This window comes from Bradyrhizobium lablabi, assembly GCF_001440475.1.
In the GTDB taxonomy this organism is placed as follows: Bacteria; Pseudomonadota; Alphaproteobacteria; order Rhizobiales; family Xanthobacteraceae; genus Bradyrhizobium; species Bradyrhizobium lablabi.
On the sequence record NZ_LLYB01000046.1, the window covers coordinates 236,200 to 253,861 of the forward strand.

Annotated in this window: 20 protein-coding genes and 1 tRNA gene; 7 read left to right on the top strand and 14 right to left on the bottom strand. The window is 61.6% G+C overall.

Going from position 1 to position 17,662, the window contains the following annotated elements:
- Positions 1 to 19: 19 nt before the first annotated feature.
- The 3 genes from CQ14_RS43330 to CQ14_RS06695 all read right to left on the bottom strand — a co-directional run bounded on the left by CQ14_RS43330 (position 20) and on the right by CQ14_RS06695 (position 1,612).
- Positions 20 to 253 carry a DUF6894 family protein gene (locus tag CQ14_RS43330; protein ID WP_156434718.1) on the bottom strand — a complete coding sequence of 78 codons (234 nt, stop codon included), beginning with the start codon at positions 251 to 253 and terminating at the stop codon, positions 20 to 22.
- 220 nt (positions 254 to 473) lie between these two features.
- Positions 474 to 722 carry a hypothetical protein gene (locus CQ14_RS06690; protein WP_156434719.1) on the bottom strand — a complete coding sequence of 83 codons (249 nt, stop codon included), beginning with the start codon at positions 720 to 722 and terminating at the stop codon, positions 474 to 476.
- A gap of 197 nt (positions 723 to 919) precedes the next feature.
- Positions 920 to 1,612: a Crp/Fnr family transcriptional regulator gene (locus CQ14_RS06695; RefSeq protein WP_057857126.1), complete on the bottom strand. Its 693-nt coding sequence runs from the start codon at positions 1,610 to 1,612 to the stop codon at positions 920 to 922.
- Positions 1,613 to 2,031: 419 nt separating this feature from the next.
- Between CQ14_RS06695 and CQ14_RS06700 the strand changes: the two genes are divergently transcribed.
- Positions 2,032 to 2,280, top strand: coding sequence for a hypothetical protein (locus tag CQ14_RS06700; protein WP_057857127.1), 249 nt, complete (start codon positions 2,032 to 2,034; stop codon positions 2,278 to 2,280).
- Between the two features lie 307 nt (positions 2,281 to 2,587).
- On the opposite strand, the gene CQ14_RS06705 is transcribed toward CQ14_RS06700, so the two are convergent.
- Positions 2,588 to 2,673, bottom strand: a tRNA-Tyr gene (locus CQ14_RS06705).
- A 203-nt stretch (positions 2,674 to 2,876) separates the two neighbouring features.
- Between CQ14_RS06705 and rlmB the strand changes: the two genes are divergently transcribed.
- Positions 2,877 to 3,704, top strand: a complete 828-nt coding sequence (gene rlmB / locus CQ14_RS06710; protein WP_057857128.1) for a 23S rRNA (guanosine(2251)-2'-O)-methyltransferase RlmB — start codon at positions 2,877 to 2,879, stop codon at positions 3,702 to 3,704.
- 54 nt (positions 3,705 to 3,758) lie between these two features.
- On the opposite strand, the gene CQ14_RS06715 is transcribed toward rlmB, so the two are convergent.
- Positions 3,759 to 4,124, bottom strand: coding sequence for a hypothetical protein (locus CQ14_RS06715; protein ID WP_063800305.1), 366 nt, complete (start codon positions 4,122 to 4,124; stop codon positions 3,759 to 3,761).
- Between the two features lie 40 nt (positions 4,125 to 4,164).
- Entirely contained in the window at positions 4,165 to 4,611 is a 447-nt protein-coding gene (locus CQ14_RS06720) for a hypothetical protein (RefSeq protein ID WP_057857129.1), read from the bottom strand.
- A 269-nt stretch (positions 4,612 to 4,880) separates the two neighbouring features.
- Between CQ14_RS06720 and CQ14_RS06725 the strand changes: the two genes are divergently transcribed.
- The 3 genes from CQ14_RS06725 (at position 4,881) to CQ14_RS06735 (ending at position 8,519) form a co-directional block, all read left to right on the top strand.
- Entirely contained in the window at positions 4,881 to 6,518 is a 1,638-nt protein-coding gene (locus tag CQ14_RS06725; protein ID WP_057857130.1) for an alkaline phosphatase family protein, read from the top strand.
- Positions 6,519 to 6,680: 162 nt separating this feature from the next.
- Positions 6,681 to 7,436, top strand: a complete 756-nt coding sequence (locus CQ14_RS06730) for a hypothetical protein (RefSeq protein ID WP_245320222.1) — start codon at positions 6,681 to 6,683, stop codon at positions 7,434 to 7,436.
- A 360-nt stretch (positions 7,437 to 7,796) separates the two neighbouring features.
- Complete coding sequence (locus CQ14_RS06735) at positions 7,797 to 8,519, top strand: LysM peptidoglycan-binding domain-containing protein (protein WP_245320223.1); 723 nt, start codon at positions 7,797 to 7,799, stop codon at positions 8,517 to 8,519.
- 18 nt (positions 8,520 to 8,537) lie between these two features.
- On the opposite strand, the gene CQ14_RS06740 is transcribed toward CQ14_RS06735, so the two are convergent.
- From CQ14_RS06740 to CQ14_RS06760, 5 genes are all read right to left on the bottom strand, one after another.
- On the bottom strand, positions 8,538 to 9,161 hold the full coding sequence (locus tag CQ14_RS06740) for a methyltransferase family protein (protein ID WP_057857132.1): 624 nt from the start codon (positions 9,159 to 9,161) through the stop codon (positions 8,538 to 8,540).
- Between the two features lie 26 nt (positions 9,162 to 9,187).
- Entirely contained in the window at positions 9,188 to 10,237 is a 1,050-nt protein-coding gene (locus CQ14_RS06745) for an NAD-dependent epimerase/dehydratase family protein (RefSeq protein WP_063800306.1), read from the bottom strand.
- A 33-nt stretch (positions 10,238 to 10,270) separates the two neighbouring features.
- Positions 10,271 to 10,783 (bottom strand): Mpo1 family 2-hydroxy fatty acid dioxygenase, encoded by a 513-nt coding sequence (locus CQ14_RS06750; RefSeq protein ID WP_057857133.1) that lies wholly within the window; start codon positions 10,781 to 10,783, stop codon positions 10,271 to 10,273.
- 357 nt (positions 10,784 to 11,140) lie between these two features.
- Entirely contained in the window at positions 11,141 to 12,271 is a 1,131-nt protein-coding gene (locus tag CQ14_RS06755; protein ID WP_245320224.1) for a CapA family protein, read from the bottom strand.
- Positions 12,272 to 12,298: 27 nt separating this feature from the next.
- The gene (locus CQ14_RS06760; RefSeq protein WP_057857135.1) at positions 12,299 to 13,318 is read right to left on the bottom strand and encodes a ribonuclease Z; all 1,020 of its coding nucleotides are present in this window, start codon (positions 13,316 to 13,318) and stop codon (positions 12,299 to 12,301) included.
- A gap of 401 nt (positions 13,319 to 13,719) precedes the next feature.
- On the opposite strand from CQ14_RS06760, the gene CQ14_RS06765 reads away from it, so the two are divergent.
- Positions 13,720 to 13,965 (top strand): hypothetical protein, encoded by a 246-nt coding sequence (locus CQ14_RS06765; protein WP_063800307.1) that lies wholly within the window; start codon positions 13,720 to 13,722, stop codon positions 13,963 to 13,965.
- A gap of 75 nt (positions 13,966 to 14,040) precedes the next feature.
- Here CQ14_RS06765 and CQ14_RS06770 read toward each other — a convergent pair whose 3' ends face one another.
- From CQ14_RS06770 to CQ14_RS06780, 3 genes are all read right to left on the bottom strand, one after another.
- Positions 14,041 to 15,015: a Bug family tripartite tricarboxylate transporter substrate binding protein gene (locus CQ14_RS06770; protein WP_082649736.1), complete on the bottom strand. Its 975-nt coding sequence runs from the start codon at positions 15,013 to 15,015 to the stop codon at positions 14,041 to 14,043.
- Positions 15,016 to 15,074: 59 nt separating this feature from the next.
- Positions 15,075 to 15,770 (bottom strand): sulfite exporter TauE/SafE family protein, encoded by a 696-nt coding sequence (locus CQ14_RS06775; protein ID WP_057857136.1) that lies wholly within the window; start codon positions 15,768 to 15,770, stop codon positions 15,075 to 15,077.
- A 165-nt stretch (positions 15,771 to 15,935) separates the two neighbouring features.
- Positions 15,936 to 16,313 carry a dienelactone hydrolase family protein gene (locus CQ14_RS06780; RefSeq protein ID WP_057857137.1) on the bottom strand — a complete coding sequence of 126 codons (378 nt, stop codon included), beginning with the start codon at positions 16,311 to 16,313 and terminating at the stop codon, positions 15,936 to 15,938.
- A 41-nt stretch (positions 16,314 to 16,354) separates the two neighbouring features.
- Here CQ14_RS06780 and CQ14_RS06785 point away from each other — a divergent pair, with 41 nt between their 5' ends.
- A complete protein-coding gene (locus tag CQ14_RS06785; protein WP_057857138.1) occupies positions 16,355 to 16,759 on the top strand; it encodes a hypothetical protein in 405 nt (134 codons plus the stop codon).
- Positions 16,760 to 17,662 lie beyond the last annotated feature (903 nt).

The following is a 17,662-nucleotide window of genomic DNA, read 5'->3' on the forward strand; positions in this document are numbered from 1 at the left end:
ATGCTTGCGACTGGGGTCCTCAACGCTTGGGCCCTAAACTCCATTGAAAGGCTGCTTCGAAGGCCGGTCCATCAGACGTTCGCACTTCGATACCCACACGTGGGGGGCCTTCTGAGCGAAGCGTGTCGCGCGCGAGATCCGCGAGGGCCAAGGTGGCTTCTTTCCGTGCCGCATCAATGTTGGGCAGGATTGCACCTTCATGGTCGGAGGTGAGCTTGCCATTTGAGAGAACGTCAAAAAAGTACCGGGTCATGCCAAGGGCTCCCTGTTGTGGCGGGAGCGCGGTAGGTCTCTCAGTCACCGATAGCAGCCAAAATCCGTGCGGTGATGAAGGCACTTTGTACCCGGATCGGCAGAACGCCTATAGGTATTTTTCCGTCTCACCGAGGAACTTTCAAGGATAGCTAAAAACCTCNACCCTGCTTAAGCAAGCTTTCTAGCTGCTGGTCAGGGACGGCAACGCATAGGNCAGACTACCGCCTCGACTTATTTTGCAGAGCACGAGCAAAAAAGTCATGGGCTATCGCATCCAAGGCTGCGGAGATTTGCTCGCCAGCCTCCTGCGTGGTGACAGTTTTTCGTTCGAGCCTTTCGGCCTCACGAATGTAATCCATGGACAATTCGCGCAAGCGTTGCAGCTCCGAGTCATCAGGCAACGGTGCGATTTGAGCCAAAAGGTCTTGCGCCCGCGCACGCGCGCGTTCGGTTCTAGAGCCATCCATGACAGCCTCCGAGGAACTTACACTTGTGAATTTTGGATCAGTTCCTCTGCCGAACAGGCATTCGAAGGAGAGGAAGGCCTTTGAGATCGGCTCGCCGATCAATAGAGCCAATGCGCACGGCAATGTGGGGTTCCTGACATAGCGCCAGTTTTTAGCGTCTGTCTGCGGACGTCCCTGCTTTTTTGTGCGGCAGCACCTTACTTCGCAGGACCCAACAGCCTGGCGTAATGGCGCTTCACCGTCCCGTAGCACTCGCACGCGCCGTCTTGCAGAGCTTCCGGATCGAGGATGTGGATCTTCCCCCGGGCGTACTTGATTAGACCGGCAGATTGCAGAGTGTGGGCAACCACAGTCACACTCGTTCGCCTGACCCCGAGCATTTCCGCTAAATATTCTTGCGTGAAGAGTAGAGTGTCGGTGCCTGCCAGGTCTCTCGCCCGCAACAGCCAACGGCAAAGACGTGCCTGAACATGATGTGTTGCAAAACAAGCCGCCGACTGCTGCGCCTGAGCATATACGGTCTGCTCATGACGAACGAGCAGAGACAGCAGTTTGGGACTTTGCAAAGCGGCCGACTTCAATCCGTCGATGCTGCAAACGACGATGTCGCCGGCCAGTTGGACAATTCCGCGGCTGAGAGAAATCCGCCCGTCAAGCGCTGCCGCGACCCCAACAACGCCATCCGAGCCGACCATGGCAGCCTCGACCATGTCCCCTGTCTCGAGCGTCACGACCAAAGACACCACCCCACTCGTCGGAAAGTAGACGTGCTTGATTTCCTGCTCTGCTTCGAACAAGACCGAATGCTGCTTGAAAGGTGTAATCTTGAGATAGGGCTCAAGTCGGTCGGAGTCGTCTTGGCTGAGCTGGCTGAGCAAGAGGTTCTTCATTGTGCGCTCTCGAGGACAGGCGGGNAGCGCAAAGAACTCTCAGCTATCGGTTGCCTTACTGGATACCCGATAATGCCNAGCATTGTAGGAGCCGTACCTTCCATAGCTAGCTTTAATTTCACTATGTAAGGTACCAGACAGACAGCATTCCGCGGCGATCTCAAAATCCGATCAGCGACCCATGCCAAATGTGCCGCGTCATGAAGCGAAACCGTTCAAAGCCACACTCATTTGAAGATCGTCTCGCTGAAGCAGCAGCAAAGTTGAATGCGCAGGCACGCGGGTTACGGCCGGGACAACAACGCGAAGAATTATTGCAAAAGCTCCGCCAGATAAATACGGCGGCGTACCTAAATGGGTGGTTGAAAATCTCCCGGCTTTAGACCTCCAAAGTAAGACAGGTCGCAAGGGAGGATCACATGATCACTGATGCCTTCGATCGCCGAACCATAGCCAATATGGAAGTGGCCCTTGATCGTGCGTGTTTACTTCTTCCAACTGGAGGCGAGAAGCACCGGGCTCGTCGGATCATCGCCGGCAAAATAATTGAATGCGCCACTCGTGGTGAGGCCAGCGTGAGCAGGCTTACCGAGGCCGGATACGCCGCTGCGATGCAACTTGGGGCTTCCGCGCAGCCCTCCGTCAGGGAGAAAGAGGCCGCCGACTAGGAGTGCCGTACTCCAATTGGGAAATGACCGGCGCTGGTCGAATGGTCTTCGCGGCCATGCGCTGCATATGCCGAGACGCCTGAACATTAGGCTTTATCTCCCCGGCGAGGCGTTGCCGGAATCACCCATTCGGGCATGACGTTCTCTCCTGCCTTCGGTTCGCGAGCGACAATGGGAATTCGGATGACGTTAGAAAAATGGCTTGCAGGCGGGGCCAACGGCCCGCCTACGCCCTTTGGGCTTCGGCGCGGCAGCCTTCGCTACGATGGGGCTTGCCGAGCCGTAGCCTCGCGGAGCGAGCGAAGGATGGTGGGGAAGGAAGGACTCGAACCTTCGAAGCCATACGGCGGCTGATTTACAGTCAGCTCCCTTTGCCACTCGGGACACTTCCCCGTCCGTCCGCGTCAGGAACCAGCCGCCCGAGTGGCGGAGGACCGGACCATGGATGACGCTGAGGCCGAAAGCGCGGATCGAACCGTCTGCGGCCGGCGCGTTTATGGGCGAAGGGAGGTGGCAAAGTCAACCAACGCGGACCACCAAAAACGCGCTTCGGGGGCCAAATTGCCATATTCGGGGACCCGTGACACAAGCTCCCCATGAGCGATCGCGACCGAAAGCCGCCGTTCCGCCGTGGCGGCGGCAAACCCTTCGAAAAAGGGCGGAAATTCGCCCGTCCGCCGGGCCGGCGCGACCGGGAATCGAGTCCGGACGGGCCGGTGATTCTCTATGGCTGGCACACGGTCTCAGCCGCCCTCGCCAACCCGGAACGGCGGATCCGAAAGCTGTTCCTGACCGAAAACGCCGCCCGGCGGCTGGCGGACGAAAATATCGACACCCGCGTTGCCCCTGAAATCGTCCGGCCGAACGTGATCGACCAGCGGCTCGGCCCCGACGCGGTGCATCAGGGCATGCTGGCGGAGGCCGAGCCCCTGCCCTCGCCCGATATCGATACGCTGCCGCAGGAAGGCATCGTGCTGGTGCTCGACCAGATCACCGATCCGCACAATGTCGGCGCCATCATGCGCTCGGCGGCGGCGTTTGCGGTGAAAGCGATCGTCACCACCGCCCGGCACAGCCCGGAGGCCACCGGCGTGCTGGCAAAATCCGCCTCCGGCGCGCTGGAACTGGTGCCGCTGGTGACCGTGCAAAACCTCGCGCGCGCGCTGACCGAGCTGAACGACCGTGGCTTCCTGACCGTCGGGCTCGACAGCGAGGGCACCGAGAATCTCGCCGCCGTGCCATTGCAGCAGCCGCTGGCGCTGGTGCTGGGCGCCGAAGGCAAGGGATTGCGGCAACTGACCCGCGAGACCTGCCGCGCGGTGGCGCGGCTCGACATGCCCGGCGAGATCAAGAGCCTGAACGTGTCGAACGCCGCGGTGCTGGCGCTCTATATCGGCGCCAGCCGGTTGGGCCTGATGAAATAAAGAACGCCCGCTCGCGGAAGCGAACGGGCGTCGAAGCTTCAAGCTACGATTGGATCAGTAGTAGCGACGCAGCACGCGCCGACCGTGATAATAGCCGTAGCGGTGTGCACGATAGTACGGACGGTTGTAGCCATATCCGTAGCCGGAGACCGAACCTTCGCGATAGACCGGGTACGGCGCAAAATTGCCGGGACCAGAATAGGTCGGACCCTGGTTGATCCAATAATACTGCTGCTCCGGATCGGGCAGACGCTCGCGGACGCCGCAGGGGTTGCAGCCGTAACCGTAGCCATATCCATAGGCCGCGACCGGGGCGACATAGACCGGCGCTGCGCAAGGGGCGTAATAACCACAGGCCATCGCGGGTGCGGCTGCCATGACGGCCGCCGCCGCCACCAATCCTTTAAGTATCTGACGCATTACTCTCTCCTGTCGATGTTTTTCGTTGTCGTAATTTTTCTCAGCGCGGAAGGCGGTGTGGCCATCGTCGGTTGTCCCGCGGCGCGTAGATGATTTCGGGCGGATCGACGGGCACGTTGGACTGTGCCGGCAGCGGCGCCGACTGCGCCGACCATGACTGATGATAACTCTCGGCCGGCTGCGGCAATCTTCGGTTCGCCGGCGGCTCGATTTCCAGGCGCCCGTAACCGGGCATGCGGCCGGCGCTCGGATAATAACGACCGACCTGCGGCACCGGATCGATATAGCGGCCGCCATAGATGGTCGGCTGGACCTGGTTGCCCTGACCCAGACCCCACTCGCCCTCGACCACCGCGTAGGAGGCGTCGATGCCGTTAATGATGATGGGAACGCCGGGACGGCCCGGAATCACGAACTCGAAGGCGCCGTTGGCAAAGGCGAGCGACGTGGTCGCGATCAAAAGTGCCAGTGTGACGCCAATACGCATCGCTCGGGACCCGGTTTTTCTCACGTCCCAATTTAATCCAACCCGCCATTTCAGGGGTTAAGGCGGCCGGCCAAACTGCCGGTAAGGTGAACGCGCCAGCATGGAGCACCGCTCAATTGCGAGAAATGGCGCTATCCAAATGTTAACGCCGGCGGGATCGGAAGTCCGACCCGGGGGATCGGCCGCGCCCTCGATTGTCATTTGCGCTGACATATCGCACCATCCCGCCCCTCTCCCACTTCCTCCGGACTCCAGCCGAAATGCCTGAGATGACGACCAAAACGCCTGCGAAGAACGTGCTCTGGATCATGTGCGACCAGCTTCGCTACGACTATCTCGGCTGTACCGGGCACCCCGTCTTGAAGACGCCGAACATCGACGCGATGGCCAAACGCGGCGTGTTGTTCAAGAACGCCTATGTGCAGTCGCCGATCTGCGGCCCGTCGCGGATGTCGTTCTATACCGGCCGCTACATGCGCTCGCACGGCTCGCACTGGAACGGCTGGCCGCTGCGTGTCGGCGAGCCCACGCTCGGTGATCACCTGAAGAAGATCGGCGTGCGCAACGTGCTGGTCGGCAAGACGCATATGGCGCCGGACCTGGAGGGGTTGAAGAACCTCGGCATACCAGCTGACACCATCATCGGCGTGCACGTATCCGAATGCGGGTTCGAGCCCTATGAGCGCGACGACGGCCTGCATCCGACGGGCCGGCCGCGGCCGGCCTACGACGATTACCTGCGCCGGCATGGCTATGACGCTGACAATCCCTGGGAGCACTGGGCCAATTCCGGCGCCGCCGATGACGGGACCTTGCAGAACGGATGGCTGCTGGTTCACGCCGACAAGGCCGCGCGCGTGCCCGACGAGCATTCCGAGACGCCCTACATGACGCGGCGCGCGATGGAGTTCATCGCGGAAGCCGAGGACGACGGCAGGCCGTGGTGCCTGCATCTGTCCTACATCAAGCCGCACTGGCCCTATATCGCGCCGGAGCCCTACGCCAGCATGTTTGGACCTGAGGACGTGCAGCCGGTGATCCGCTCGCAGGAGGAACGCGCCAACGCGCATCCGGTGTTCGCCGCCTATATGGACATGCGCTACTCCCGCAACATGTCGCGCAACGAAGCGCGCGAAAAAGTCATTCCGACCTATATGGGCCTGATCAAGCAGATCGACGACCAGATGGGCGTGTTGATGCAATTCCTGGAAGCGCGCAGCCTGCTCGACAGCACCATGATCGTGTTCACCTCGGATCACGGCGACTATCTCGGCGATCACTGGATGGGCGAGAAGGATCTGTTCCACGAGCAATCGGCCAAGATTCCGCTGATCGTGATCGATCCTTCAAGCGCTGCCGACGCCACGCGCGGCACGGTCAGCGACGCGCTGGTCGAAGCGATCGACCTGGCGCCGACCTTCCTCGACTACTTTGGCGGCACGCCGCCGGATCATATTCTGGAAGGCCGCTCGCTGCTGCCGCTCCTGCATGGCGACAAGCCTGCCGATTGGCGCAAGGTCGTGTTCTCCGAATACGACTACGCCATGCAGGACGTGCGCGTGATGCTGAACCAGCCGATCGATCGCTGCCGCCTGTTCATGGTGTTCGACGGCCGCTGGAAATTCATCCACGCCTCCGGTTTCCGGCCGATGCTCTACGATCTCGAAACCGACCCGCAGGAATTCGTCGACCGTGGCGCCGATCCCGCCTGCGCCGATATCGTGGCGCGGCTGCAATCGGAACTGTTCGACTGGGCGCTGCATCCGAAGATGCACGTCACCACGCCGAACGCCAAGATCGCGGCCTATGCGGCCCAGCAACTGCAGGTGAAGAACGGCGTGCTGATCGGCATCTGGGACGAGGCGGAACTCGGCGCGATCAGGGAACGGATCGGGATAAAGCCTTAAGCGGCCGGGCGCCTGGCAAAAACCATCGAGGCACCTCGGTGTTGCGTCGGCGACACGTCGTGCTGGTAAATTGCGGCCGCTCACGCCACATTTATTGCGGTTCCGAGCGCGTGGGCGCTACGGTCGCCCGGCGAAACACCTTGCAGTCCCCTGAGGAGCGCAATGACGTCCTATCGCGGCAATATCGGATCTGTCGGCTGGTCATCCTTTTCCCGCCGGGCATCGTGGCGTCGACTGCATGCGATCGCGATCGCGGTCTTGCTGCTCCTTCCGATCGGCGCAAGTCCGGCGCTGGCAGCGCCGAGTTCCGCGTCCACGGCCTCGACTGCTCACGTCTATCTGCTCCGCGGCGTGCTCAATATCTTTTCGCTGGGGCTCGATGACATTGCCGCACAACTGCGCGCGCAGGGTATTCCGGTCACTGTCGCGAACTTCGCCTCGTGGTCGTCGCTCGCCGACGAAGCCGCCATCGCGTACAAGAGCGGCCGGATCAAGACGATCATTCTGGTCGGCCATTCCTCGGGTGCGACCGCGCTGCCGGACATGGTCGCCAAGCTGGATCAGCTCGGCGCTCCCGTGAAGCTCGCCATCGGCCTGGATTCGGTGTTCCGCACCAGGCTCTCGGGACGCGTGGGACGCTACGTCAACTTCTACATTGCCAATGGCAATGGCGAGCCGGTTGCGAAGACCGCGCAGTTCCAGGGCAAGCTCGAGAATATCAATGTGCAGAACGTTCCTGGCGTCGGGCACATGTCCATCGAAAAGAACCAGATCATGCAGCGGAAGGTGATCAGCGAGATCGACGCTGTCGTCTTCGGCCGATCCGCGCCAGCTTCGGGGCCGCAGAAGCCGCGGCAGCCTGGAGCGGCAGACGCGGCAGGATCAGGCACGGCACGCGCCGCGGCGGTACGCCAGTAGTGCGAGCACCGTCGCTTAAGCGACGAGTGCCGCAAATTCTGCCGATTCCTCGACGATAGATCACCCCGAGAGCGTCGGGTGACGCGGCCCGCCGGCATTCGGGGGCAGGCGTAGCCTTACGCCTAAATCGCGAGCGGAATGTCCATGAGAAGTCCGACGCAGATTGCGGCGGTGTTGATTCGTACGGCCCTTTCCGCCTGCATCTTGTCGGCTGCTTGCAATCTTGCGGTCGCCGATCCGGTCGCACGCACGGCCACGGCTGTCGCAACCGTCGCTCCTGATGCGCCGCCGGCCGCGATCCAGCCGCAGGCGCGCGTCTACCTGTTCCGCGGCGCGCTCGGTCCGATCTTTTCGCGCGGGATGGACCGCCTGACCAAGCGCCTCCAGGAAGCCGGTATCCGGGCTGACGTCTACGAATTCACCATCTGCCGGCTGATCGCGGATCAGGCTATCCGCGATTACCGCGACAATGCTGTTCCGATCGTCCTGATCGGTCATTCGATGGGCGGACTGTGCGCCTTGACGTTCGCGGGGATACTGAAGTCCGAAAACATCTCGGTAAGCCTGGTGGTCACCATCGATCCGGCACACGCAAGCCCGAAGGTGCCGCTGAACGTCGAGCGTTTCATCAACATTTTCCTGTCCGACAGCGTATTGGGCGGCGGCGATGTGGTGGCCGAGCAGGGTTACCAGGGTCACTACGCGAGCTTCGATTTGAAGCAGCACGAGGAAGTCACCCACATCAACATCGACAAGATGGATTCCATCCACGAGCAATTGGTGACTGCGATTACACAGCTTCCGGCGACGCCTTTGCCGGCCAAGGGAGAGGCGCTGCCGCTCCGCTACGTCGTTCCTCCCGATGCCCCGCTGGAGCTATGGGACAGCGGCACGCAGCAAGCCGCTCGTTCGGGCGATACCTTGCAGAAGCTTGCGGAACTTAACCACGTACCGCTGTGGTCGCTGACCCAGGCCAATCAATTTTCCGACAGCGCACTGTTGTCGGTTGGCCAGCGCATTCTGATTCCGCGCCGTCTCGTGCCGCCTGCCGCGACACCGGCGGCGCCGCGACCGAAACGATAGATTGCAGATGTTGCAGCGTCAGGTGGGCCGCAGGAACGGAATCAGCATCGGGACACGACGGCAATACGATCCATAGGCATCCGCACCGAGTTCGGCCGTGAGGAAGCCTTCCTCCATGCGGGCCTTCAAGCCCATACCGAGCGAGATCAGCGCCGCACCCAGCATCGCGGTCACAGTTCCGACTGCAATACCCGTCACCAGCATCCCCGCGATGAGCCCCGTATAGATCGGGTGGCGCACCATGCCGTAGGGGCCGGTGTCGATGACCTGATGGCCCTCCTTGTGGGTGATCGCGTTCGACCAGAATCGTCCGAGGTGAATTCTTCCCCACCAGGTGAACGAGATCCCCGCAAGGACAAGGCACGCCAGCACGTAGATGCCGAAACTGCCGAACTGCCAGAGCGGCGTTTCTCCCAGGAGCTTGCCGGTCAATGGCAAGAAGAGAATCGCTCCCATGTAAATGAGAGCGCGGTACTTGAGCGAGTCCGAGCTCATCACATTCTTCTTGGTTTGACCGGACCAAAACGACGCCACGACCCAACTGATGACCCACAGAATCCAGATGATGGCGAGCAATTGTGTGGGCCAGGTAGTGGTCCAGCCACTCAAGGCGAAAGTGAACCATTGACCAGGATCATTCATATCGCAGACCGTCTCAAGTGATTGGATCAACCGCCGAACCGGCGCTCGACGTGAAACGGTCGAGAGCGAGCAGTCGGCGTTGAGTCCCATTCGGGTTGATTGTTGCCGCCATCAAGCAGATGCGCAATGGTTTCACGCAATACGGGTTCTACGGGGCCCGGCGCATAGCCCAGCTCCCGTTGCGCTCTTTCGATCGACAAGGCCCCCGCCCGCAATGCGATACGAACGCCTTCAGCCGTACCGGACGGAGGCCGGCGCGTCACGTGATCGGCGATGAACTCCAACGTTGCAGTGACCATTTCGGCGACCTTGCCGTTCACATGAATGCACCGGACGCGACGGCCGCTGACCTCAGCCATGATTTCGAGAACGCGTCTTAGCGGTATGCTTTCGCCACCGAGCACGTAGCGGTGTCCGGCGCGTCCGCGCTCCATGGCCAGGATCAGCCCTTCGGCGGCGTCGCGCACGTCGACGAGGTTCACGACAAAATCGAGATGCAATTGAAGCCGTCGGTTGAGGAAATACCGGAGCATCGCCGTCGGCGGCGTCACGTTGTGGTCATAGGGCCCGACGGGCATGGTGGGACAGCCGATAACGACCGGGTATCCGGATGCGGCCGCCTGCATCGCGAACCGGTCGGCGAGCATTTTCGAGCGCGTGTACGGGCCCGGCATGTCGTCCGGCAGGAACGCATCGTCGTCGACGGGAGCCATCGATGGCGAGGCACGGAACAGAATGGATTCCGTCGAGCAGTGCAGGAAGCGCTTGATGCCGCGCTTGCGCGCCGTCTCGATCACGACCTCGGTGCCGCCGAAATTGACAGTGTGAAAATCGGCCTTCCGCGGCAGCCACATCCCCGGCAGGCCGGCCAGGTGATAGACCTCTTCGACCCCGTCCATCGCGCGGTCCACCAGGTCCCGATCAAGCACCGATCCCCTGACATGCTCAACCTGCGCCAATGCGCCAGGAAGCGGCTGAAGATCGAGCACCCTCACCTGCTGCCCCCGCGCGACAAGCGCCGAGACGAGGTGCTTCCCGATGAATCCACTACCGCCTGTGACCAGTATGCGCGTCATGCTACGGGTGCACTCAAGCTAAACTATTCGAAATCAAGATGCAGCACCTTGGGGCTGCCCCTGGATGATGACAGCGAGATCGCGCCGGAAGCCCAGCGCGATAAACAGCTTTGCCATGACAAACATGGGGCCCAGCAGCAGGTGGGTCGGATTGTCGACCAGCGCCGGCTGCCGCCCCTCGAACACGCGGTGCCCGACAATCTGCGATGCGACGCCGACGACGATCAGGATGGCCGTCAATGACCACATGCCGGTAGTCGTCGTATGACCGACGATCACGGCAGCGGTTGAGAGCAGCACGACCGCGGACGCAAGGATTCCGGCGCCAAGCGCGAAATCGAGCAAGAACCAATAGACGAGCACCGGTATGACAGCGATGGTTGCCGCGCTGGCCTGGATCCCGAATACCGTGATCGGCCACAGGCTGAGCGGAAGGATGGCGGCCAGGAACAAGAACAGGATGCCAAAGACATGCATCGCGCAATTCCAGGGGTCGCGATGATACTCAACGTAATCCGAAAGCTGCCGCCGAAAATATGAACTCATTCGGTGCTTATCCCTGCTGTCGGCAGACGCGGCTAGATGGGTCAACCGCAAACCCCGCGCACCTGCTTCGATGGCCAACTCCCATCAGAGAAATATAGAGCTAGGTAAACCCGGGAATCATCATCAAGTCAAAGCGCGCGGCACGTTTTGCACTCCACCGGGTGCGCGAAGGCGCTGCCAGCGTCGAGAAATCATGCGGTAATTCAGGCGATTAGCGTCGTCCCCGGTATCGGGAACCCGCATTGCACTGCGATAATTTCCCGCAGGTGTTGCCGTTCAGCCGAGCACTCAGTACCGTTTTCGTGAATACACGCATTATCCGCGACGCCAAGCACGAGCGCTGGCTTGTGACCAGCGCTAGGCCCCTGCCCCAGGGGCGATAACGACAAGCTGCCGTTCAGAATCAAGAACGACCCTTGTTCCAAACTGCTGACACTTCCCATCCAGGGTCTGCTGGATCCATTCGATGTCCCGCCATGTCGGAATGGAGAGACGAAAGTTCTTGATCTGCAGGGGAACCAGTTTGAGCGCATGAAGGCTTCCGCTGGTCAGATCCAGGTCGACGAAATACATCAACGCAAGGTCGTCGCGATAGCGCTCGTAACCAACGATGCCTTCATAGTCGTTCAGGAAATCACCGCAGCCATACAGAATGAGGCGGTCTCGATAAATTTCGATCGCTCGCGGATGATGCGAAGAATGCCCGTGAACGATCGACACGCCTGCCTTGTCGATGAGGGCCCGGGCCAGAATTTGCTGCTCATGGGGAATGTGATAGCCCCAATTGGATCCCCAATGGATTGAAACGACGACGAGATCGCCCGGCCTCCCCCGCGCCATGATCTGGTCGGCGATATCAGACGCACTCGTCTCGGAGAGGTCAGGCAGCAGGTTGACGCCTGGCGCGTCTGACGTCGCGGCCCATTCGAGCGGAATGCCGCTCGATGTCGATCCAAACGAAAAGATCAAGAGGCGCGCTTCACCAAGCATCACCGCCGCGGGTGCGCGCGCTTCATGATCGTTGCGTCCCGCGCCCGTCGCCTTGACGTTGAGTTTCTGCAGGGTCGTCAGCGTCTCCAGCAAGCCGGCGCGACCCCAATCGAGCACATGGTTGTTGGCCAAGACACAGCAGTCGATCCCGGCCGCTGCGAGACACTCTGCATTCTCGGGGCTCATGCGGTAATTGATGCCCTTGTTCTCGCGGTCGTTGCTGCGGGTCACAGCCGTCTCAAGATTGATGATCCGCGCATCCGGCTGCATGCGTTCCAACTGGCCCAGTGCAGCGCCCCAGACGTAGGACGGCCCGTTGCGCCGCGGAATGGGCCCGTTCGACCGCTCGGCGAGCAGCACGTAGTCCTCCGCCGACCGCAGGTAGCGTTCGTAAATCTCGGGGCTGCAGGGGTGCGCCAACACCTGGTCGATGCCGCGGCCGCACATAACATCGCCGCACAGAAAGAGCCGCACCAATTTCGGCTGTCGAGCCGGCAAATGTCTTTCCTCCGGCATGAATTACGCTCAGGTTCTTGAGTCAGATGTCGGCCCCCTGAACGCTGTCATCACCTCGGCCAGCATCCGCTCCTGCTCTCCCGCATAGCGCGGAGAGAAGTGAAAGGGCTCGACGCGGCGCACATTGGCTTTTCGCGCAATTTCTCCGGCAGCCGTCGTTGTAAGGTGCGCCCGGTCCCTCGCCAATGCGGCGTCCGTTCCCGCGAATGCCGCCTCAATGAAGAGGATGTCCGCATTCTGGACCAGCGCCACGATGGCGGCGCGATTGGTCGGCGTGTCGGCAACGTCAGTAACATAGGCAATTTTCTGGCCGGCGGCGACCGTCAGGAGGTCACGCAGGTTGCCGAGTTGCTCGAGGCGACCGCCAGATGCTGCAACAACATCGATCGGTATCAAATGATCGTCCGCGCGGCCTTCCACAACCGCCTGCTTGAGCCACTGCAACCACGGGCCGACCGGAAGCCCGCGCTCGGCCAGTCGATTCTTCCAGATGTTGACATGGGCCGCTTCCTGCAGGGCAAAGCCGAGGCAGGGCGTGCCATGCTCGAGGATGGCGGCTGAGACGCGGCAGATTCGCTCGTCACACAGGACGCCGTCTGAAATTGTCTTCGACACCGGCGGTTCCGCGGCAAAAGCCCTTTTCAGCCGGAACTGCCTGGTGGAGATGGAGTTCGGCGTCTCAAGTTCGCTGACAACGAAGACAAGATCGGCGCTGTAGCTCTCGACCAGATTCCATCGATAGGCCTGAAGCTTGTGAAAGACGCGCTCGGCAAAGCCGGCCGGGCCGTAAAGATGTACGGTTTTCTCCTGTCCCACGAGCAAACGGAGCAGATGATCGAAGCCAACGAAATGATCGATATGCGCATGCGAGACGAAGATCCGATCGACGCGTCGTATCTTCCGCGGTGACAGTGACGCGATTTCCCCGAGATCGAACAGCACACTGTGCGTTTTGAACAGGGTCTCCACATAGACCGTCGGGTCGCCGTAGCGACCGTTGACCAGGCTCGGATGGAAGATCGGTCGCATGACAAGCTATTCTGCAGCGGGATTTTCAGGCGACTTGAGCGTCACTCTACCGTCACTGCCCAAGGATCCCTCCTTCTATGCCAATATGCCCAGTCGATTTTGGACAACGCTTCATGCCCCTCCAGATTTAAGCAGACTTTTTGGACTCCGCACCGGCCTTGATCGAACTGCGGCGCTGCAATCTGATCGCGCTCGCGACGCGATCAGGTAAGGCAATCGATGCTCGCTCACTGCGAGAGCGGGAACTCGCTGCGATCCGCGCGCGCATCGCGGCAGCATCCGTGCAGTGACATCCACTGCCATGATGGTGAACATGCATTCAAGAAAGTTTCTCGTTGTTCCCTGCAACAGGCCAAGGCGGCATTCGTTTTACTCGCGGTAACAACGAGTGGAGAGGAACAATGAGAAAGCTCTCTTACGTGCTGGCCGCCTTGGCGACCCTCGCCATCGGTGTACCCACGGCCGCAAGCGCAGGCGGATTCGGCGTCTATGTGGGCGGCGACCGGGACTATTACGGCGACCGCTACTACGGCGGTCCCCGCTTCGGGTTCTATCAACACGATCGCGGCCTGCATCGCGGATGGTATCACCGCAACTATTATGGCGACCGAGGCGTCGTCATCCGGCGTCATTACTGGGACGACTAGTTAAGACGCTGACCAATGAAAATGGCCCCTTCAAGGGGCCATTTTTTTCGTCTGATCGGGCCGAATGCCCACCTCTCAATTCGTAATCTTGTAGCCCGTCTCTTTCACGATTGGCTGCCAGAAGGCGGTGTTGGCGGCGAGCTCCTTCGTCAGGCCTTCGGGCGTCGAGCCGACCGGGATCAGGCCGATCGCTGCGAGCTTTTCCTTGACCTCCGGCTTGGCGAGCGCGGTGGCGGTTGCCTCGCTCAGCTTCTTTGCAAAATCCGCCGAAGCGCCCGCCGGCAGCCACATGCCGTACCAGGCATCCGCCACCAGATCGACGCCGCTCTCCCGCAGCGTCGGCGCCTCCGGCAGGAACGGCGAGCGCGCCGCGCTGCCAACCGCGAGAATGCGGACGTTGCCGGCGCGATGCTGCGGGATGGCATCGGTCAGCGTGGAAATCGCGAACGGCATATGGCCGCCGACGAGGTCGTTGATGATCGGCGCGCTGCCGCGATAGGCCACGCGGGTCAGCTTGATGCCGAGCGCCTGCTCGAGCCGCGATCCCGTAAAGTGCGGAATGGTGCCGTTGCTGGGAACGCCGAACGTCGCCTTGTCCGGATTGGCTTTCAGCCAGGCGACGAACTGCCTGAAGTCCTTGACCTCGGCTGGGACCGCCGTGCCGACGAACACACAGAACTCGAAGCGGGTGAGCTGGCTGACCGGAACGAAATCCTTTGCCGCATCGAAACTCGGCGTGGTCTCGACCATCGGCAGCAGATACATCGTCGGCCCCGTGGTCACGAGGATGGTGGCGCCGTCAGGAGGAGCCCCCTTTACCGCCTTGATGCCGATCAGTCCGTCGCCGCCGGTGCGGTTCTCGACGATGATGTTGCGATCGAGCAAGGGAGCGATGTGCTGCGCCAGCAGCCGGCAAAGCGCGTCGCCGCCGCCGCCGGCCGCAAACGGAAAGATGATCCTGGTCAGCGGCCCGGTCTGTGCGAACGCCCTGCCCGTCATCGCTGCAAACGAACATACGGCGCTTGCGGCCAGAAAATCTCGGCGTTTCATCTGTCTCCTCCCAACACTTCGTAATTATTGTTCTTCGGCCAGTAACGCCGAGCCGGGCCTCAGGCCAGCACCGTCTCGACCACCGTCATTATTCCGATCGCGATCGTGGCAAGGCCGACGGCCCCCTGCAGGCCGCGGTTAGCCCAGGTAAGCGAGCGCGCGGAGACCGCAAGCGGCACCGCGATCACCATCGACAGCGCGCCCATGCCGATCATCGAGCCGACCCCGAACAGCGCGATATAACCCAGCCCGACGACGGGGCTGGACGCCTGCGTGACCGCAAGCACCAGAAGCGCGGCCGAGCCCGCCATGCCGTGCATCAAGCCGACCAGCAGGGTGCGCCAGCGAAAGCCATGGTCATGCGCGTGGACCGCACGGGCATGCGGCGCGGTTTCGCCGGCATGGCTATGGGCATGGAAATGCACCGTGCCGTCGTCATGGCCGTGCCGGTGGAAATGCACGCGGTCGCGCCACAGCCGCCACAGCACATGCGTGCCGAGGCCGATCAGCATCAGGCCGACGGCGGTCTCGATCGGGCGGGCCACGCTTTCAGGGATCGCGCGGCCGAGCACGATCGCAGCGCCGGCAAACACGAACAGCGTGAGCGTATGGCCGAGCCCCCAGGTCAGGCCGTGCTTGAAGATATCGGCGACATGGCTGCGGCGTGCGGCGATGCTGGAGACGGCGGCGATATGATCGGCTTCGAGCGCATGCTGCATGCCCAGCAAAAACCCCAGCCCCAGAATTCCGAACATACGCCCCCTGCTCGCTGTATCAGTTGAAGTCCGACTCAAAGCCGAACTTCTCATTTTGATTTTGCCCGCGTCTACTTCGCGAACCCGCAACCCGCCCGCGGATCAGTTCCGAGGGCAGGCTTCGCTCGAAATGCCATGAAATACCAGCTGGAAGTCTTTGTCAGGTCAAGACTTCATCGAACAGGCTTTCATCGACGCCCAGGAGCGGCGGTCGGCCTGCTCGTTGTAGAGCGCGGCGCGCATGATCGAACCATCGGCGGCCGGGTTGGTGAATCCGTGCAGTGTGTTGCCGTAACAAATGACCTGCCAGTCCTTCACGCCGCCCGCGCGCATCTCGTTCTCGAAACCGGCGGCCTGCTCCGGCGGCGCCAGCGGATCGTCCACTCCGGTGCAGACCAGCATGCTGGCTTTGACCCTGCCCGGCTGCGCCGGCACTTTGGTCACGAGCACGCCATGGAAACTGACCTCGGCCTCGCGGCGATTCGCGAGCGCATCACGCTGGTTTGACCCAGCGCGCGCACCCGCCAAGGAACGATCCAGCATATGCACGTTTAGCTTGCATCCCCCGCAATGGAGTACTCCCCATGACCAGATATGGAATGTTAGCCGCCGCCGCGATTTTCGCATCCGCGGTGGCAACCCCAGCCCTGGCGCAGCAGGTCATCTACAATCCCGGCTATTGCGCGCAGTTCTATCCGAACGCCAATTGCCAGAACCGGGGACCGGGAAGCCCCTATAGCTACCAGCGGCAGGCCTATCAGGACCGCGCCTGGCGCAACAGCTATAACCGCTATGACAACAGTGGCTTCTGGCCCGGCGATGTCGCGGCCGGCGGCGGTGCGGTCGGCACGGCGGCTGCGATCGCCACCGCCCCGGCCGCCATCGCAGCGCCGATCGGCGGCGACGAGTACGCCCGGCGCAACGGCTTTGTCTGCACCCCCGGCACCTGGTTCCGCGGCGAGGACGGCCGCAGGCACCTCTGCCAGTGAGGCCTAAAGCGTGATGGCTTTTCCTCGAATCGTCATCCCGTTTTATCTTGTTTGAGCATGATCTTTTCGGAAAACCGGTGCCCACTTTTGCGCTAACGCGGCGCTGCGGGTCCGGATCATGCTCTAGCCGAATCGGGCACGAAAGGCGGCCGAAAGGCCGCCTTTTTCATGCGTGGTCGGCGGCAAGAGAATGCGGGGGGTTCTGGCCCTTTGCGGACAAGTCTGGTATTCGAGCCGCGAAGATCGGACCAGAGCGGCGAAGCATTTCACGCTTGCCCATTGCTTCAAATTCGCCGGCTTAGCTCAGCGGTAGAGCAGCGGTTTTGTAAAGCGCAAAGCCGGGTCTCCACGCGTACCGCCTTGTATGTTTTAGTTGGGGTTTTCCCGCTGGGCGGTCGCTCGCCAGCCATCCCAGTCACTGCGCATACTGGTTAGTTTGGGGCCAAATTTGGGGCCACATAAAAAGCCCGCCGGGCGGACCCGGCGGGCTGTTGTCATAGGCGACCGCGGACACTGCCGCGACGGGGCTAGCCCGAGGACGATGATCGTGGATAGCACGGAGTCCCGTCGTCGCCGCGTGGTCCGACGGTAAGCAGATCGGCCCTAGCTCTGGGCTCTCGTGCACGGATCACCTCGCCGAGGTAGCCGATCAGTGCGTGGGCACCCTCGATGGTGGCCGGCCGGCCATCGAGCACGGCGTGGAGAGCGCGCTGCTCGGCCTCGCCAGCATCTTGGAGGCGATCGAAGAGCTCCTCGGGAGGGCATGGCACCGGCGGGCCCGTGCGGCAACTTCGGTGCGACCGTCCATAGTTCTTTGCTGACGATGTACCAGTCGGCGACAGCGACTCGGTGCGCTTTGATCATGGCGAGGACCGGATCGGTTGCGTTCATGGTCCTGCTTTT

Coding starts and splice junctions, on each gene's coding strand:
- CQ14_RS43330 (WP_156434718.1), bottom strand. CDS start 253: ATGACCCGGTACTTTTTTGACGTTCTCTCAAATGGCAAGCTCACCTCC.
- rlmB (WP_057857128.1), top strand. CDS start 2,877: ATGAGCGATCGCGACCGAAAGCCGCCGTTCCGCCGTGGCGGCGGCAAA.
- CQ14_RS06690 (WP_156434719.1), bottom strand. CDS start 722: ATGGATGGCTCTAGAACCGAACGCGCGCGTGCGCGGGCGCAAGACCTT.
- CQ14_RS06745 (WP_063800306.1), bottom strand. CDS start 10,237: ATGACGCGCATACTGGTCACAGGCGGTAGTGGATTCATCGGGAAGCAC.
- CQ14_RS06760 (WP_057857135.1), bottom strand. CDS start 13,318: ATGCGACCGATCTTCCATCCGAGCCTGGTCAACGGTCGCTACGGCGAC.
- CQ14_RS06785 (WP_057857138.1), top strand. CDS start 16,355: ATGACCAGATATGGAATGTTAGCCGCCGCCGCGATTTTCGCATCCGCG.
- CQ14_RS06770 (WP_082649736.1), bottom strand. CDS start 15,015: ATGAAACGCCGAGATTTTCTGGCCGCAAGCGCCGTATGTTCGTTTGCA.
- CQ14_RS06750 (WP_057857133.1), bottom strand. CDS start 10,783: ATGAGTTCATATTTTCGGCGGCAGCTTTCGGATTACGTTGAGTATCAT.
- CQ14_RS06720 (WP_057857129.1), bottom strand. CDS start 4,611: ATGCGTATTGGCGTCACACTGGCACTTTTGATCGCGACCACGTCGCTC.
- CQ14_RS06715 (WP_063800305.1), bottom strand. CDS start 4,124: ATGCGTCAGATACTTAAAGGATTGGTGGCGGCGGCGGCCGTCATGGCA.
- CQ14_RS06775 (WP_057857136.1), bottom strand. CDS start 15,770: ATGTTCGGAATTCTGGGGCTGGGGTTTTTGCTGGGCATGCAGCATGCG.
- CQ14_RS06735 (WP_245320223.1), top strand. CDS start 7,797: ATGGACCGCCTGACCAAGCGCCTCCAGGAAGCCGGTATCCGGGCTGAC.
- CQ14_RS06765 (WP_063800307.1), top strand. CDS start 13,720: ATGAGAAAGCTCTCTTACGTGCTGGCCGCCTTGGCGACCCTCGCCATC.
- CQ14_RS06730 (WP_245320222.1), top strand. CDS start 6,681: ATGACGTCCTATCGCGGCAATATCGGATCTGTCGGCTGGTCATCCTTT.
- CQ14_RS06725 (WP_057857130.1), top strand. CDS start 4,881: ATGACGACCAAAACGCCTGCGAAGAACGTGCTCTGGATCATGTGCGAC.
- CQ14_RS06695 (WP_057857126.1), bottom strand. CDS start 1,612: ATGAAGAACCTCTTGCTCAGCCAGCTCAGCCAAGACGACTCCGACCGA.
- CQ14_RS06700 (WP_057857127.1), top strand. CDS start 2,032: ATGATCACTGATGCCTTCGATCGCCGAACCATAGCCAATATGGAAGTG.
- CQ14_RS06740 (WP_057857132.1), bottom strand. CDS start 9,161: ATGAATGATCCTGGTCAATGGTTCACTTTCGCCTTGAGTGGCTGGACC.
- CQ14_RS06780 (WP_057857137.1), bottom strand. CDS start 16,313: ATGCTGGATCGTTCCTTGGCGGGTGCGCGCGCTGGGTCAAACCAGCGT.